17 protein-coding genes are annotated in these 16,042 nt (G+C 39.3%); all 17 read right to left on the bottom strand.

Features of this window, described 5'->3' with window-relative positions; translation table 11 throughout:
- Window positions 1–38 precede the first annotated feature (38 nt).
- Window positions 39–1,748 carry a proline--tRNA ligase gene (locus tag ACYX4O_RS09350; protein ID WP_476356606.1) on the bottom strand — a complete coding sequence of 570 codons (1,710 nt, stop codon included), beginning with the start codon at window positions 1,746–1,748 and terminating at the stop codon, window positions 39–41.
- 27 nt (window positions 1,749–1,775) lie between these two features.
- Complete coding sequence (gene rseP / locus ACYX4O_RS09345; RefSeq protein ID WP_476356604.1) at window positions 1,776–3,032, bottom strand: RIP metalloprotease RseP; 1,257 nt, start codon at window positions 3,030–3,032, stop codon at window positions 1,776–1,778.
- Window positions 3,033–3,048: 16 nt separating this feature from the next.
- Window positions 3,049–4,194, bottom strand: coding sequence for a 1-deoxy-D-xylulose-5-phosphate reductoisomerase (gene dxr / locus ACYX4O_RS09340; protein ID WP_476356602.1), 1,146 nt, complete (start codon window positions 4,192–4,194; stop codon window positions 3,049–3,051).
- Between the two features lie 27 nt (window positions 4,195–4,221).
- Window positions 4,222–5,016, bottom strand: a complete 795-nt coding sequence (locus ACYX4O_RS09335; RefSeq protein ID WP_476356600.1) for a phosphatidate cytidylyltransferase — start codon at window positions 5,014–5,016, stop codon at window positions 4,222–4,224.
- Window positions 5,017–5,031: 15 nt separating this feature from the next.
- The gene (locus ACYX4O_RS09330) at window positions 5,032–5,796 is read right to left on the bottom strand and encodes an isoprenyl transferase (RefSeq protein ID WP_476356598.1); all 765 of its coding nucleotides are present in this window, start codon (window positions 5,794–5,796) and stop codon (window positions 5,032–5,034) included.
- 158 nt (window positions 5,797–5,954) lie between these two features.
- Window positions 5,955–6,512: a ribosome recycling factor gene (gene frr / locus ACYX4O_RS09325; protein WP_476356596.1), complete on the bottom strand. Its 558-nt coding sequence runs from the start codon at window positions 6,510–6,512 to the stop codon at window positions 5,955–5,957.
- Between the two features lie 2 nt (window positions 6,513–6,514).
- A complete protein-coding gene (gene pyrH / locus ACYX4O_RS09320) occupies window positions 6,515–7,237 on the bottom strand; it encodes a UMP kinase (protein WP_036778758.1) in 723 nt (240 codons plus the stop codon).
- A gap of 82 nt (window positions 7,238–7,319) precedes the next feature.
- Complete coding sequence (tsf, locus tag ACYX4O_RS09315) at window positions 7,320–8,204, bottom strand: translation elongation factor Ts (protein ID WP_476356594.1); 885 nt, start codon at window positions 8,202–8,204, stop codon at window positions 7,320–7,322.
- A gap of 154 nt (window positions 8,205–8,358) precedes the next feature.
- Entirely contained in the window at window positions 8,359–9,090 is a 732-nt protein-coding gene (gene rpsB, locus ACYX4O_RS09310) for a 30S ribosomal protein S2 (protein ID WP_476356592.1), read from the bottom strand.
- A 151-nt stretch (window positions 9,091–9,241) separates the two neighbouring features.
- Entirely contained in the window at window positions 9,242–9,772 is a 531-nt protein-coding gene (locus ACYX4O_RS09305) for a hypothetical protein (protein ID WP_476356590.1), read from the bottom strand.
- 17 nt (window positions 9,773–9,789) lie between these two features.
- Window positions 9,790–11,199, bottom strand: coding sequence for a DUF342 domain-containing protein (locus ACYX4O_RS09300; RefSeq protein WP_476356588.1), 1,410 nt, complete (start codon window positions 11,197–11,199; stop codon window positions 9,790–9,792).
- Between the two features lie 15 nt (window positions 11,200–11,214).
- The gene (locus ACYX4O_RS09295; protein ID WP_476356586.1) at window positions 11,215–11,991 is read right to left on the bottom strand and encodes a FliA/WhiG family RNA polymerase sigma factor; all 777 of its coding nucleotides are present in this window, start codon (window positions 11,989–11,991) and stop codon (window positions 11,215–11,217) included.
- Window positions 11,992–12,012: 21 nt separating this feature from the next.
- Window positions 12,013–12,348 carry a hypothetical protein gene (locus ACYX4O_RS09290; protein WP_476356584.1) on the bottom strand — a complete coding sequence of 112 codons (336 nt, stop codon included), beginning with the start codon at window positions 12,346–12,348 and terminating at the stop codon, window positions 12,013–12,015.
- Window positions 12,348–12,833 (bottom strand): chemotaxis protein CheD, encoded by a 486-nt coding sequence (locus ACYX4O_RS09285; RefSeq protein WP_476356582.1) that lies wholly within the window; start codon window positions 12,831–12,833, stop codon window positions 12,348–12,350. Before ACYX4O_RS09285 ends, ACYX4O_RS09290 begins: the two co-directional genes overlap by 1 nt.
- On the bottom strand, window positions 12,823–13,464 hold the full coding sequence (locus tag ACYX4O_RS09280) for a chemotaxis protein CheC (protein ID WP_476356580.1): 642 nt from the start codon (window positions 13,462–13,464) through the stop codon (window positions 12,823–12,825). Before ACYX4O_RS09280 ends, ACYX4O_RS09285 begins: the two co-directional genes overlap by 11 nt.
- A 6-nt stretch (window positions 13,465–13,470) precedes the next feature.
- Window positions 13,471–13,938 carry a chemotaxis protein CheW gene (locus ACYX4O_RS09275; RefSeq protein WP_476356578.1) on the bottom strand — a complete coding sequence of 156 codons (468 nt, stop codon included), beginning with the start codon at window positions 13,936–13,938 and terminating at the stop codon, window positions 13,471–13,473.
- A 16-nt stretch (window positions 13,939–13,954) separates the two neighbouring features.
- Window positions 13,955–16,042, bottom strand: coding sequence for a chemotaxis protein CheW (locus tag ACYX4O_RS09270; RefSeq protein ID WP_476356576.1), 2,088 nt, complete (start codon window positions 16,040–16,042; stop codon window positions 13,955–13,957).

The following is a 16,042-nucleotide window of genomic DNA, read 5'->3' as shown; positions in this document are numbered from 1 at the left end:
AGAGGTACCTTCGGTTGACGAAGGTACCTATTTTCCACTTACAATTCTTTTAGTAATTCTTTAATATGGTCAACTAGCTCATTTTCATGCACTTCAGATTGTTCACCTGTTGAGCGAACCTTACTTTCAACGATTCCTTCATCCGCTCGCTTACCTACTGTAAGACGAAGTGGAATTCCTATCAAATCGCTATCCGCAAACTTCACACCTGCACGTTCTTTACGATCATCATATAATACTTCAATACCCTCATCTTTTAGAGTTGTATATAAACGTTCAGCTAATTCTTTTTGTTCCTCTTTTTTCACATTTAATGCTAAAAGGTGAACTTGATATGGAGCAACTTGTTTCGGCCAAGTTATGCCTGAATCATCATGATACTGTTCTACAATTGAAGCTAACGTACGCGATACCCCAATTCCATAACAACCCATAATGAGTGTTTGATTCTTTCCGTTTTCATCAAGGAAATTAGCTCCCATTTTGTCTGCATAAAATTGACCGAGCTTAAATACATGCCCAACTTCAATTCCTTTAGCAAATTGAATCGTGCCTTCCCCATCTGGAGATGGGTCTCCTTCTTGGATGAAACGAAGGTCCGCGTAGTGTGTAACCTCAAAATCATTCCCAGGGGTAACATTTGTAAAGTGGAATCCATCTTCGTTTGCTCCACACGTCGCATTAGCAAGACCTTTAACGGCATTATCTGCTACAATTTCGATAGTCTCAGAAACCCCAACAGGGCCTAGTGAGCCGAAACCCGCACCAATCGCAGCTTTAACTTCCTCTTCTGAGGCTAGGTCGATTAAGCTAGCATCATAGAGATTCTTTAACTTAACGTCGTTTACCTCATGATCTCCACGTGTAAGAACCATGACTAATTTTTCATCATCGATCTTAAACATAATGGCTTTCATACCTTCTGAGATAGAATGCCCAAGTGCATTAGCAGCTTCTGCCATCGTCTTACAATTCGGTGTAGCAACCTTTTCACGTTCCTTAGGTTGCTCTGCTGAAGCTTCGTACGTATCTACAACTGGAGCCATTTCGATATTGGCTGCATAACTACTTTTATCTGAGTATGCAATCGTGTCTTCGCCAACTTCAGATAATACCATAAATTCATGAGTATCCTTACCACCCATAGCACCTGAATCGGCAATAACAGCACGGAAGTTTAAACCAAGACGGGTAAAGATATTCGTGTAAGCCTGAAATATACGTTCATAAGCTTGATCAAGGCTTTCATAAGAACTATGGAAGGAGTAAGCATCCTTCATTAAGAATTCTCTGCCGCGAAGCAACCCAAAACGAGGGCGTTTTTCATCTCGAAACTTGGATTGAATTTGATAAACCGTTAATGGCAATTGTTTATAACTCTTCACTTCATCACGAATAATAGCTGTTACTTCTTCTTCATGAGTAGCACCTAGAGCAAATTCACGATTGTGACGGTCGTTCAACCGCATTAACTCTGGACCAAATGTATTCCAGCGCCCTGTTTCTTTCCAGTGTTCAGATGGCTGTAGTGCCGTCATATTCATTTCAAGAGCGCCCGCATTTTCCATTTCTTCTCGAACAATTGCTTCTACTTTTCGTAATACTTTCGTACCTGCTGGTAAAAAGGAATATATACCAGAAGCTACTTTTCGGATGAAACCAGCACGAACTAGTAGTTGATGACTTTTAATCTCTGCATCTGCAGGATTTTCACGTAGTGTAGGTAAGAGCATTTCACTCTGTTTCATCCTTATTCACCTCGTCTCTCTATTTACTTATAAAAATAACCTTTGAATATCATTCCACGTTACTACAATCATGAGTAACATGAGAAGAGCAAAACCGATGAAATGTACAATAGCCTCTTTTTGAGGTTCAATTGGTTTCCCTCTCACCGCTTCAACGCCTACAAATAGTAAACGTCCTCCGTCTAGAGCAGGAAGTGGTACAAGGTTAATAATCCCAAGATTAATACTTAACATCGCAATCCATGGCAAATAATTCGCCCAACTCATACTAACAACTTCATCAGTTGCATTGTAAATACCTACAGGACCTGATAGCTGATCAATTGATAATTGACCTGTAACCAACTTCCCGAGGTTCGTCAAAATCATTGTAGTGATTTCATACGTTTTAGTAAACCCATACGTGGCTAATGTAGTGAAAGATTTTTCTTTAGGTTGGAAAACCCCTATCTTCCCAACTTCTTCACCATCCCGCTCCATAACTCCTGTTTTTACTGGGATGGTTAAACTATCTCCATCTCGAACAATAGAAAGTTCTACGGTTTCATTAGGTTTTTCTTGTAAGGATTCCACAAGCTCAACCCAAGTTCCTACATTTTCCCCATCAACAGAAGTTACTTTATCTCCTTGTTGTAACCCTGCTTCTTGAGCTGGACCATCGTCTGTTAACTTTCCTAAGGTTGCATCGTTTGAAGGAACCCCTTGTATCATAGCAAGGAGATAAAAGATGATTATGGCGAGAAGAAAGTTCATCATTGGGCCAGCAAATAATTGCATGGCTCGTTGAGATACTGTCTTTGATGCAAATTGACGATCATATGGCGCAATTTGCGTTTCTTTCTCATCCATCACAAACATAGCATCTGGTTCAACTTCAAATAGAAGCTTTTCATCTTCATCAAGCTCATACCCTTGGATCATCAACTTATGATCTAAATCAGCATGTTCAACTTCAATGACTCTTGCATTTGGATATTTAGACTTATTGTTCACGATAATACGATTAACTTTTCCAGATTGACCAAATTCAAGTCCAATATGGTGACCTGGCTTTAAGTCTACGATTTCAGGATCTTCTCCTGCTACACGTACATACCCGCCAATTGGCAATAAGCGAATGGTGTATAGCGTTTCATTTTTCATAAACGAGAAGATTTTTGGACCAAATCCAATTGCAAATTCACGAGCCAACATGCCTGCACGCTTAGCGAATATTAAGTGACCCAGTTCATGAACAAATACAAGCAATCCAAACATGAATATAAATGCTAATACAGTTGGCAAAAATAGCACCTACCTTTTACTTTACGTATGATTTGATTCTTGTTCGTATTTCTTGATCAACCGCTACGATCGTGTCAAGAGAGGGCTTAGGGATTACCTCATGCTCTTCTAATGCACGTTCAATTAACGCTTCAATCGTCAGGAAAGAAATCTTGCCTTCTAAGAAAAGTGCTACAGCTTGTTCATTTGCAGCGTTTAATACAGTAGGCATCGTACCGCCCGCTCTTCCAGCTTCATAAGCCATTCGTAAGCAAGGAAAGCGATCGAAATCCATTTCTTCAAAGTGAAGTTTTCCTATTTCTACTAAGTTTAACGTTTTCGTTTCTTGCATTTCAAGTCGATTAGGAAAAGTTAACGCATATTGAATCGGAACACGCATATCAGGTGTGCCTAATTGAGCAATCACACTTTTATCTTTGAATTCAACCATGGAATGAATGACACTTTCCCGATGTTGAATCACATCAATATTGTCATAAGGAATATCGAAAAGCCAATGAGCTTCTATCACTTCTAATCCTTTGTTCATCATAGTGGCTGAATCAATGGTAATCTTAGCACCCATGCTCCAATTGGGGTGATTTAAAGCATCTTCTACGGTTACACCTTCAAGGTCAGCACGGGATTTGTCACGAAAGCTCCCACCAGATGCTGTTAGAGTGATTTTGTTAACATCCTTATGATTCTCTCCATTTAAACATTGGTAAATAGCAGAATGTTCGCTATCTACAGGTAGGATATCAACTTGATTCCTTTTAGCTGCCTCCATAACTAAATGCCCAGCTGTAACAAGCGTTTCTTTATTAGCAAGAGCAACTTGTTTATGTGATTCAATCGCCCCGAGTGTGGCTTCAAGACCCACACTTCCCATAATCGCGTTTACCAATACATCAACACGATCATGTGTTGCGATCTCCTTCATGCCTTTAGATCCAACTAATATTTCTGCTTGTACATTTTCTTCGATTAGTTTCGTTTTGGCTTCTTCATCTTGAACGACGATGATGGACGGATTAAACTCTCTAATTAGAGGCAAAGCTTTCTCTACATTTCGTCCAAATGCCATCGCAAACAATTTAAATTCTTCCGGGTGATTGCGTATAACGTCTGTGGTTTGGACCCCAATTGATCCAGTAGACCCTAACAAAGCTATATGTTTCATTCCTCACGCTCCTATGCTAATTTAATCCTATGATATAAATTGGATAAAATGCAGAATGGGGAGCACAAAAATTAAGCTATCGAAGCGGTCTAGTACTCCTCCATGACCTGGCAACAACTTCCCTGAGTCCTTAACTGAATAGTGTCGTTTGTAGGCAGACTCCACTAGGTCTCCAATTTGACCAAATATAGCAATAAGAACAGCCCCAGCGATTATGACAAACATCGATTTATCAAGTGGTGCTAACAAGTGAAAAATAACCGCTACCACACAAGCTAACAAGATCCCTCCAAGAGAGCCTTCTATTGTTTTCTTAGGACTAATTTGTGGCCACAACTTTCGTTTCCCCATTGCTTTGCCAAAGAAGAAAGCTCCTGTATCGGTCGCCCATATTAACAATAACGTGAAAAATACATAATGAACACCGAACTCTTCCACATTTCTAGTCATAATTAGATAGTAAAATCCCATACCTACATATACAGCAGAAAGCAGTAAGAAACCTGCTTCATCAAAGGTAAACTTGTTTTTAACAAGAACTGTGTAACCTAGAAGTATAAACACAGCTAACAATGTGAATTCTGCTTTGGTCATGTCGATGATCCCTGAAAAAGTTTCTTCAGGAGCTAACAGCACCCATAAATGAACAAAAGATACCACCCCAGGAAACGATACAGGGGATATCCGTCGCATTCTCATAAGTTCAGCAAGACCAATTGTAGCAAAACCATATATTAGAATGACAAACGGAAGTTGTCCAAAGAAGAATATAGGAATGATTAACAAACCAAATATAATCGCCGTAACGATTCGTTGTTTCATAACATTTTCAACACCTTATACCCCTCCATAACGTCGCTTACGTTGTTGATAATCATGGAGAGCTTTTTCGAATTGACCTTCATCAAAATCAGGCCATAATACTTCTGTAAACCAAAATTCAGCATAGGCAAGTTGCCATAGCAGATAGTTGCTCAGCCGCTGTTCTCCACTCGTTCGAATTAACAAATCAGGATCTGGCAACTGGTGTGTGTATAGATGAGAGGAGATCATCTCTTCTGAAATAGTAGAAGGATTTTCTTTTTCATCTATAACTTGCTGGGTTACCTGACGAACGGCTTGAACAATTTCATCACGCCCGCCATAATTGAGAGCAAAATTTAAAATAAGTCCTGTATTGCCTTCAGTTTGTTTCTTAGCGTTTTCTACAGCCTTCTTTGTATGAGGAGGTAGTTTTTCAATATGACCGATGGTCTCTACTTTCACATTATTCTCTATTAATTCTGGTAAGTATGTGTTAAGAAACTCATCAGGTAATTTCATAATAAATTCTACTTCGTTTTTAGGACGTTTCCAATTCTCTGTAGAAAATGCATACAATGTTAGAACGCCAACGTTCAAGTCTGTTGCACGACGAACGATTTTTTTGACAACATCCATTCCTTCTTTATGACCAGCCACGCGAGGTAACCCACGTTTTTTTGCCCATCTTCCATTCCCGTCCATAATTATAGCAACATGCCTAGGAATATTAGTACGATCAAGTGGTATTGATTCTGTCGGTGTCATCTTCTTTTTAAAAAAAGGAAGTTTTAGTACCATTAGAGATCCTCCATTGGGGGGCGTTAATTGTATATGTATAGAAAAATGAGGCTTTCGCCTATTAGCGAAAGCCAATCATCTGCACACCTTGATTAGCCCAAAAATGAAAAACCCCCTTCTAGCAAGAGGGTTCATCATTCATTGTACAAGGAAATACATCAAACTTCCATGATTTCTTCTTCTTTAGTCTTAGCAACTTTGTCGATCTCAGCAATGTTCTTATCTGTTTCTTTTTGCACATCATCTTGATAGCTGCGCAGTTCATCTTCCGTGATGTCTCCATCTTTCTCAAGCTTCTTAAGTTGATCGTTAGAATCACGACGAACATTACGGACCTGTACTTTTGCTTCTTCTGTATATTTCTTAACTACTTTAACAAGGTCCTTACGACGCTGTTCATTTAAAGCTGGAATATTAATACGTACAATATTACCATCACTAGATGGAGAAAGACCAAGGTCAGCTTTTTGAATAGCTTTTTCAATTTCATTAATTGAGGACTTGTCAAATGGTGTAATTACTAGCATACGTGCTTCAGGAGCAGAAATCGTTGCTAATTGATTTAGTGGTACTACAGCACCATAGTAGTCTACTTTCACACCATCAAGGATGGATGGATTAGCACGTCCTGCTCGTACCGTAGCTAATTGACGTGTAAACGCGCGAACCGCTTCTTCCATTTGTTCTTTTGTTTGTTGTAATACTGTTTTAGGCATATTTATTTCCCCCTCACAATAGTTCCTATTTGGTCGCCTAGAACGGCTTTTTTAATATTACCCTCTTCTGTAATTGAGAATACAAGAAGCGGGATGTCGTTGTCCATACATAACGAAGAGGCAGTTGAATCCATTACGCCTAACCCTTCGTTAAGAACATCGAGATAGGATAATTCGTCATATTTTTTTGCATCTTTATTTTGTTTAGGATCATCATTATAGACGCCATCTACATTGTTCTTAGCCATTAAAATGACATCTGCTTCAATTTCAGCAGCACGTAATGCAGCAGTAGTATCCGTTGAAAAGTAAGGGTTACCTGTACCCGCAGCAAAAATCACTACTCGTTTCTTTTCAAGATGACGAATTGCCTTACGACGAATATATGGTTCTGCTACTTGACGCATTTCAATGGACGTTTGAACGCGTGTAGGAATCCCAATATTCTCAAGGCTGTCTTGCATCGCTAACGAATTCATTACAGTTGCAAGCATCCCCATATAGTCAGCAGTTGCGCGATCCATGCCAACTTCGCTTCCTACTTTTCCACGCCAGATGTTTCCACCGCCAACAACGACCGCAACTTCAACACCTAATTCTGAAATCTCTTTAACTTGGCGTGCCACGGATTGAATGACAGCTGGGTCTAACCCATATCCTTCTGCACCACTTAACGCTTCCCCACTCAACTTTAATACAACACGACGATAGTGAGCTGTTGTCATAATAACCTCCATATCACATTTATGTAAGCTTTTGAAAATAGGGAACACCACGTGTCCCCTATTCCACTAAAGCTATCATGTTTTATTTATTTACTTGGTTCATTACTTCTTCAGCGAAGTTTTCTTCTTTCTTCTCCATGCCTTCGCCAACTTCGTAACGTACAAAGCCTTTAATGGAAGCACCTTTTTCAGATACATATTGTTTAACTTTTTGGTCTGGGTCTTTAACGAATGCTTGCTCAGTAAGAACAATACCTTCGTAGAATTTGTTAAGACGGCCTTCTACCATTTTTTCAACGATATGCTCAGGCTTACCTTCGTTTAGCGCTTCTTTCTTAAGAACTTCGCGCTCACCGTTAACTTCTTCTTCAGGTACTTCATCACGTGTCACGTAACGAGGGTTAACTGCTGCAGCGTGCATCGCAACGTCTTTTGCAACAGCCTCATCCGTTGTTCCTTCAAGAACAGAAAGTACGCCAATGCGACCTCCCATGTGAGTGTAAGCGCCAAATGCATCGTTATCACCTTTTGTGATAATTTCGAAACGACGAAGAGAAATTTTCTCTCCGATTTTAGCTACTTGAGAAGTGATGTAATCTTGAAGAGTATCCCCTTCACCATGAAGTGGTTGTTCAAGTGCCGCTTCTACAGTTGCTGGTTGTTGTTTTACAAGATGCTTACCAATCTCAGAAAGCATTGCTTTAAACTGATCATTCTTTGTAACGAAATCTGTTTCTGCATTCAATTCGAAGATAACAGCAGTGTTGCCGTCTACTTCAATAGAAGCAGAACCTTCCGCAGCGATACGGTCCGCTTTTTTGGCAGCCTTAGACATACCTTTTTCACGTAACCATTCAACCGCTTTTTCCATATCACCATCAGTTTCAGTAAGGGCTTTTTTACAATCCATCATACCCGCGCCTGTTTGTTCGCGTAGTTCTTTAACTTGTTTTGCTGTTACAGCCATTATAAAATCCTCCTTAAATGTTCAATATTATGTTCAAAGAAAAGCAATGACAATTTGTGCCGTTTTGCTTGTTGTAAAACGTAAACATTATGCTATCTTTTCTTTAAAAAAGGTGATAAAAGGTTAATCCCTCTTATCACCTTTCAAACCTTCTTTATTCAGCAGCTGTTTCTGCTTCTTCAGCTTGAACTTCTTCAGTTTCTTCGCCTTGTTTAGCTTCAAGAACAGCGTCTGCCATCTTAGAAGTAAGAAGTTTTACAGCGCGAATCGCGTCATCGTTCGCAGGGATAACGTAGTCGATTTCGTCTGGATCACAGTTTGTGTCAACGATACCAACAATCGGAATGTTTAATTTATGAGCTTCCGCTACAGCGATACGCTCTTTACGGGGGTCGATAATGAACATTACGTCCGGAAGACTTTCCATATTTTTAATACCGCCAAGGAATTTAACAAGACGTTCTTTTTCTTTAAGAAGTTCTACGACTTCTTTCTTAGGAAGTACTTCGAATGTACCGTCTTCTTCCATACGCTCGATATCTTTAAGACGAGCAATACGCTTACGGATTGTTTGGAAGTTTGTAAGTGTTCCACCTAACCAACGCTGGTTGATGTAGTACTGACCAGCACGAGTTGCTTCTTCCTTAACAGATTCTTGTGCTTGCTTCTTCGTACCAACGAAAAGGACGTTACCGCCGTTCGCTGCTACTTCCTTAACGTAGTTAAACGCTTCGTCAACCTTCTTAACTGTTTTCTGAAGGTCGATGATGTAGATGCCGTTACGCTCCGTGAAGATATATTTCTTCATCTTTGGATTCCAACGACGAGTTTGGTGTCCGAAATGAACACCAGCTTCTAAAAGCTGTTTCATAGAAATTACTGACATGATGTTTCCTCCTAATGGTTATTTGTTATCCTCCGCCTGTATCATCTTCATTACGGAACTCTGAGTAGAGCACCACCCGCATGAATCGACAAGCGTGTGTACTAACACCAAAAATAAATATATCATACGACATCATTCCAAGCAAGAATAATTATGACATTCTTGAGTGGAATTTCAATGTAAGTTCAATTTCTGTTGTTCCACGATCTAACCGTTTGGCAATTTCCTCGATCGTTGCACCTTCATCATACATTTGAAAAACGGTGGATTCCATTGATGGCTGATAGTGATCTTGTTCACCCGGAACTGGAGGCTGATAGGAAGGAGTGTCGTTTTCGTTGCCCCTTTTGCTTTCTGTTTCCTCTTTCTTTACTACTTGATCAGGAACATGATTTATATTATTTTTTCTATTTGCAATATAAGGAGCATCCTCTAGCGTTTCCTCGTCCTGCTTCACCTTTCCACCATTGTCACCATTTTCTTCAAGTTTATTCAAAAGATTGGCGTTTTCTTCTTTAATTTCTATTAAATAAGCAGTAAATGTATCTTCTATTTCTTTAGCTATCTGTTCTTGACGTTTCTCTAGCTCCTTCGCTTTCGATACTCTTAGAGATAAAATCACAACGGCTACTAGAAGAATTCCATGTAACAAAAAGCTAATGGCGATTAAAAATGGTATCATAAAATTCCTTTCTTTACCTACACAGAAGCTGAAGATTGAGGGTGATCCTCCATAGATTGTATGAGTACTTCACCGTCTTTGAATGTAGCTTTTGCTTTCGTATAATTCCTACTTTCTCTACGCTGGTATTTTCCAAATGCAATCGTCACATACGCAAATAATGTACCGTGAGTCAATAAATAAGCTTGATCTCCATCTTCGTAATTAGGAACCAAAGCTTCTAACTCCTTTTGCACGACTTGGAGTCTCGAATATGTTTGTTCGTATGAATTGCGCTGTCGCAATAAAGTTATGCGTTCCTTACTGCTTAGTCCAGAATTTTCTTTTTTTAAAAGCAATTTATCTCCGATAATCGAGAGCTTATGTAAAGTATCCATTAATTGATCCTTCTCAAATTCAAGTTCCTGTTGAGTTTCTAATAGCTTCTTATTAGAACCTACATAGATTTGAGTAGGTGTATTCATTTTGTTACCGATGTCTTTCGCTTCAATCGAAGAACCAGCAGAAAGGGACCCACCAATGATGTTTCCTTTTTGACAATAGATATGTTTTCTCGCTATTACATCACTATGTAATATAGAGTTTTCAACGAATAGATCTCGCCCTGCTTCTATCTTCCCTTGATTTATATAGCCGCACTTAATGTCTACTCCAGCTCTTACACTCCCTTTTCCGTGCCCTGCAATTCCCTCTGATATGTAAACTGACCCCCCTGCCTCAACTGTTGAACCTTCAAGGAGTCCATAAATCGTAACGTCTCCAGTAGCCTTAATGGTATAACCGGTAGGTACATTCCCTCGAATGACAACGCTCCCTACAAATTCTATGTTCCCTGTTCTCATAGATACATCACCATGAATTTCATATAATGGGTATACATGAATACTTCTGTCATCCACTGATAGTTGGCCATCTGAAGTTGAGTACATTCTTGATTCACTCTTTTTCCATTCTACATTCTGACCTGGTCGTAATAGTACAGAACGCCCTGGTTTAGGAGGGATTTCTTCCCCAGACACGTTCCTTCCAGATATTCCATTTGTAGGGTTAAGAACCGTAAGCAAAGAATCTCCAGCGTGCACAGAAGGAATTTTAATAACATCGCGAAAGTTAACTTTTTCATCATAAGTGAATGTCCGATCTAGCTCTTTCTCATATTGTATTTCACCGTCCGTACCATGCTGCGGAGGCATTCCTTCAGCAACCACAATAGGGAATTGATCCTCCTGCGCTCCAGAAACAATAATTTCAAGGCTGTCTTCTTTAAACCCCCATGTAATATGGTAAGCGTTTAATGTTTCGATTAGGTCAGCTTTAGAACAAGAGAGCTCTAAATGATATTCTTTCTTTAACAGAAGGGTTGCTACCATTTTATCTGAAGCAACTTGAACAGTGAAATAATCTGAAAAATCCTCAATTACCCCCATTAAAACCCTCCCCCGTTACATACTTATCGTATCTTTAAGAACCTTACGCAATTTAAATAAAGCGCGTGCGTGAATTTGAGAAATACGAGAAGTTGTTAAACTCATTACTTGCCCAATCTCCGTTAAGGTTAGCTCTTCTTGATAGAACAAACTAACAACTAATTGCTCTTTCTCATTTAACTTCTTTATTCCGTGTGCTAAGTCACGATAATTCTCTTCTTTAATAACTTGGTCGTGTGGGGTAATGGTGTTCTGGTCTGGCAACGAATAACCAATCCCCTCTTTATGCTCATCTTTTGTATCCTTTGGCTTTTCTTCAATAGACAAAAGGTTGGCAAAGACAGTGTCTTTAACAATAGAATCCACCTCTTGTTCATGTATGCCCAAATAATTTGCAACTTCCCTTGAAGTTACTTCTCTTTGCAAGGACTGTTCCAAATATTCTGCCGTTTGCTCTATACGTTTTGATTTATCACGAATGGAACGAGGCAACCAATCCTCTTTTCGAAGGCCATCCATAATGGCTCCTCTTATACGAAATGAGGCATACGTGTCAAATTTTAAGTCACGTGTCACATCAAATTTTTCAAGAGCGTCATACAGTCCGATTAATCCCAGACTCCGAATATCTTCTTTATGAACACTTTGAGGCAGATGAGCAGCAATTCGTTGCACATGGTACATGACAAGGTGCATATATCGCTTCACAAGCTCATCTCCAGATTCTAAATCTCGTTCCTTGTGCCATCTCTCCCATAATTGTTCTTCATGAGGAGCCGAATTGTTGTTCATAGATACCCTCCTCGCTATTACCTATTGATCTTCATTCAATAAAGCCCTAACCATGTCTGAGGTTTGCTTGGCTTCTTCATCTGATAATCGACTTTCCTTTGTTTCTTGTTCACTTGTTTCCTGGAATTCCAAACCTGAATTTTGTCCTTCGGCAACTCCTCCATTTTGTTTCTCTACAGAAACAATAGAAACTCCTATTGCCTTTCGAAAGAGATACATAAATAGATAGAAGATAGTAAATACAATTCCCACTTTAATTGAAGTAGTAGGGGTTGTATTTTGAGGTGAAGAAAAAAACAAGGTCAGTAAAGCACCTACACTTGCAAAAAGTACATTCCATATGATTGAACCCACCATTAAATCTCTGTCACACCTTTATTTACTGTTCTTATTTGTAAGGTACCATTAGAAGGATTAAATTCAATAGTACGTCCACTGCCACCCCCGCAATCTTCTGCTTCAATGGGAATGCCATAATCCTTTAACTGTTTCTTTACAGCTTCCAAGTTCCTAGGTCCAATTCGCATCATGTCATTGCTTTGGAATTGGAACATTTGAGCACCTCCTGCAAGTTTTGCTTTAAAGCTTTTGCCGCCTTCTTTCTTTAACAGATCTATTAACATCGGGATAGCAGTATCTGCATACTTAGCTAGCTTTATGTGCTCTCCTTTCGCCAAGGAAGAATCAGGGAGCATTACGTGCGCCATCCCTCCTAATTTTGCTCGCAAGTCATAAATAACAACCCCTATGCATGAACCCAGTCCAGATGTCCGGATTACACCCGGAGAGTAAACAATATTTAAATCAGCTATTCCCACTTTCACAACATGATTATGTTTCATCTGTAGGAACTCCTAGAGAAGTGAAAATCGTTTCAAATGAAGGGGGATCTGGAAGAAGAAAGAAGTGACCTTTCATTTGTTCCCCTTCGGCAACTTCATCTGCAAACGTCGTATCCACAACAATGGCATAATCATTGACTTTCGAAAACTCTAAAAGTCCATAACTAAGAATGGCCCCGACCATATCGACTGCAATAGAAGGTACGGATGGATAAAGGTCTAAGCTTGTAAAATCCGACATAGACGATAAATATGACCCTACTAAAATATTCCCTAATTCTTGTACAGAAGATATAGCTAGCTCTGAATAAGGTGGTGTATTGAAATCAAAGGATTCATCCCCTGTCATGTACCTTACAAAACGACTAGCTTGCGTTGGAGACATAATAAAGAACATGTTTCCTGGGGCATCACCTTCAACACGAAGGAATACAGAAACAATCATCCGTTCTGCTCCTCCAACAATATTCATTACTTCATCAAAATCCACGACACGGACAGAAGGTACTTTCATGTCAATTTTACGTTGTAAGAGTTTCGATAATGCTGTAGCAGCATTTCCTGCGCCAATGTTTCCAATCTCTTTTAAAATATCCAAATGATATGAATTAAAACGATTATCAAGACCCATTCAGATTTACCCTTCTATAGATTGCAATTGCTTCATTTCTTGATCTGACAATACTTCCTCTAAATCAAGTAGGATGAGTAATCGACGCTCCAATTTCGCCACTCCACTTATGTAATCTGCATCTAGTGTCCCTACTACCTCTGGAGGGGGCTCGATAGTACCACCAGGAATGTCTATGACATCATTAGCAGCATCAACTACAAGGCCTACTTCCATGTCCTCAAGACGAACAATGATGATACGTGTACGATCATTATAGGTTGCCTCCCCAATATCAAAACGCTCCCTCAGGTCAATTATGGGTGTGACAACTCCTCTTAAATTCATCACTCCTTTAACAAAAGGAGCAGTACGAGGGACTCGAGTTATCGGTTGCATCCTCTCTATAGAGCCTACTCGACTCACAGGAACTCCATATTCTTCATTGTTCAATTGAAATACAATAACTTTTAAATCCTGAGTATGATCCTCCATACCTTCACTTCCCCTTCTATTTAATTAGTGCATTACTGTCTATGATAAGAGCCACTTGTCCGTCACCTAATATCGTAGCTCCTGAAATAGCGAATACGTTTTGAAGATAGTTGCCAAGAGATTTAAGTACAACTTCTTGTTGACCAATGAATGAATCTACAATAAGACCAGCCATTTTATCTCCTTTACGTATGATTACAATAGAGTAATAGTCCCCTTTCTCCACTTCCTGTGGCACCTCAAAAACATCTTGAAGAGAAACAAGCGGCACCACGCTACCTCTAAAATCGATAACTTGTTTATTGTGAGCATGCATGATGTCTTCTTTCTTAACAATAGCCGTTTCAATAATAGAAGAAAGCGGTACAGCATACTTCTCTTGTTGTACCTCAACAAGCATGACTGAAATGATAGACAACGTAAGTGGCAATTGAATGGAGAAGGTTGATCCCTTATCTGGAACAGAATCTATTGTGATTGAACCACCAAGTGATTCAATTGTATTCTTAACTACATCTAATCCGACTCCACGGCCAGACACATCAGAGATTTGATCCGCAGTAGAAAAACCACTTGACATAATATAATCAAATACCTGTTGGTCAGATAAACCAGAAGCTTGCTCATTTGTAACAAGTCCATTATTTATAGCTTTATGTAGCACCTTATCTCGGTTTATACCTCCACCATCATCTGAGATTTCAATAAAAACATGATTGCCACTATGATACGCTTGGAGTTTTAAGTTTCCTTCTTCTGATTTCCCCTTTGCCAGACGATTCTCAGGTGTTTCTATTCCATGATCTAATGAATTTCTGATTAGGTGGACTAGCGGGTCCCCAATTTCATCAATTACCGTCCGATCAAGTTCAGTCTCAGCCCCTTCAACAACTAAATTTACCTTCTTATTCAAATCTCTCGCCAATTGACGAACCATTCTAGGAAAACGGTTAAATACTTGTTCAACCGGTACCATACGCATATTTAAAATAATGCTTTGCAAATCACCCGATATACGAGACATTCGTTCTACTGTTTCTTGTAGTTCTGAATGGTTTAGTTCTGTTGAAATTTGCTCCAAGCGCCCCCTGTCAATAACTAGTTCTTCAAACAGGTTCATTAAAACATCTAATCGATCTATATTAACGCGAATAGTTTTACTCTGTGCTACCTTTTGAGGAGAAGCTTCTTGATCTTTTGGCTCTATAGAGTCCCCCTCCTTCTCTTTCACAGCTACGGTCGCTTGTTCTTTCTTACTAGATTGATGATTGGTGTCATCCATAACATGGTTATGGGATGTGGACTGGGTACCATCCTGATGAGATACATAGTCTTCAGCTGTTACTTTCTTTATATCTACCGAATCAATTTCAGAAACTTTTAGGATGCGGGCTTGAATGTCTTCTTCTTCATGTGTTGAAAGGAGTAACACTTTAAATTGAAGATCGAAATTTTCTTCTTCCAATTGATCAACTGTCGGTGCTGATTGTGCTACTTCGCCTATTTGTTCTAATACTTCAAACACCATGTAGACACGCGCACCCTTTAACATGCAATCTTTGGTAAGCGAAACGGTGATTTCGTAATTAATAAACCCTTGTTCGGCAGATTCCATCAAAACGGTACGCTGGAATTCATCTATCATAAGTTCATATGAAATCTCATTAGCCTCTTCAGCCTTAGACTCACTGTCAGGTTGTTGACCTTGTACATCGGCAGGAAATTCACCTTTTTCTATTCGATCAAGCTTTTGTACAACTTGTTGAACATCCCTTACCCCTTGACCTCCAGCTGCAATATCACCAATCATTGCTTCAAGATCGTCTACAGCATCAAAAATAATATCTAATAAGTCGCTGTCTACTTGAATTTTGTTATTTCTGATGAGATCAAGAACATTTTCCATCTTATGCGTTAAATTAGCCAAATCTTGATAATTCATCGTAGCTGACATCCCTTTTAATGTATGGGCAGCCCTAAAAATCTCACTAACGATGGTTAGGTCTTCAGGTTTTTTTTCTAACTTTAGTAGTGAATCATTTACTGTTTGTAAATGTTCTTTACTCTCTTCAATAAATACTTCTAAATATTGACTCATTTCCAT

The organism is Pontibacillus sp. ABV4_188, from assembly GCF_056311905.1.
Note: the sequence above shows the minus strand (reverse complement) of the source record. Positions and strands in the feature narration are given on the sequence as shown.

Bases quoted from the DNA above. Each gene is read 5' to 3' on its own strand.
- tsf (WP_476356594.1), bottom strand. From the start codon at position 8,204: ATGGCTGTAACAGCAAAACAAGTTAAAGAACTACGCGAACAAACAGGC.
- ACYX4O_RS09285 (WP_476356582.1), bottom strand. From the start codon at position 12,833: ATGAAACATAATCATGTTGTGAAAGTGGGAATAGCTGATTTAAATATT.
- ACYX4O_RS09330 (WP_476356598.1), bottom strand. From the start codon at position 5,796: ATGGTACTAAAACTTCCTTTTTTTAAAAAGAAGATGACACCGACAGAA.
- ACYX4O_RS09295 (WP_476356586.1), bottom strand. From the start codon at position 11,991: ATGAACAACAATTCGGCTCCTCATGAAGAACAATTATGGGAGAGATGG.
- ACYX4O_RS09275 (WP_476356578.1), bottom strand. From the start codon at position 13,938: ATGGAGGATCATACTCAGGATTTAAAAGTTATTGTATTTCAATTGAAC.
- frr (WP_476356596.1), bottom strand. From the start codon at position 6,512: ATGCCTAAAACAGTATTACAACAAACAAAAGAACAAATGGAAGAAGCG.
- rpsB (WP_476356592.1), bottom strand. From the start codon at position 9,090: ATGTCAGTAATTTCTATGAAACAGCTTTTAGAAGCTGGTGTTCATTTC.
- ACYX4O_RS09290 (WP_476356584.1), bottom strand. From the start codon at position 12,348: ATGGTGGGTTCAATCATATGGAATGTACTTTTTGCAAGTGTAGGTGCT.
- ACYX4O_RS09270 (WP_476356576.1), bottom strand. From the start codon at position 16,042: ATGGAAATGAGTCAATATTTAGAAGTATTTATTGAAGAGAGTAAAGAA.
- ACYX4O_RS09350 (WP_476356606.1), bottom strand. From the start codon at position 1,748: ATGAAACAGAGTGAAATGCTCTTACCTACACTACGTGAAAATCCTGCA.
- dxr (WP_476356602.1), bottom strand. From the start codon at position 4,194: ATGAAACATATAGCTTTGTTAGGGTCTACTGGATCAATTGGGGTCCAA.
- ACYX4O_RS09335 (WP_476356600.1), bottom strand. From the start codon at position 5,016: ATGAAACAACGAATCGTTACGGCGATTATATTTGGTTTGTTAATCATT.
- ACYX4O_RS09280 (WP_476356580.1), bottom strand. From the start codon at position 13,464: ATGGGTCTTGATAATCGTTTTAATTCATATCATTTGGATATTTTAAAA.
- pyrH (WP_036778758.1), bottom strand. From the start codon at position 7,237: ATGACAACAGCTCACTATCGTCGTGTTGTATTAAAGTTGAGTGGGGAA.
- ACYX4O_RS09305 (WP_476356590.1), bottom strand. From the start codon at position 9,772: ATGATACCATTTTTAATCGCCATTAGCTTTTTGTTACATGGAATTCTT.
- ACYX4O_RS09300 (WP_476356588.1), bottom strand. From the start codon at position 11,199: ATGGGGGTAATTGAGGATTTTTCAGATTATTTCACTGTTCAAGTTGCT.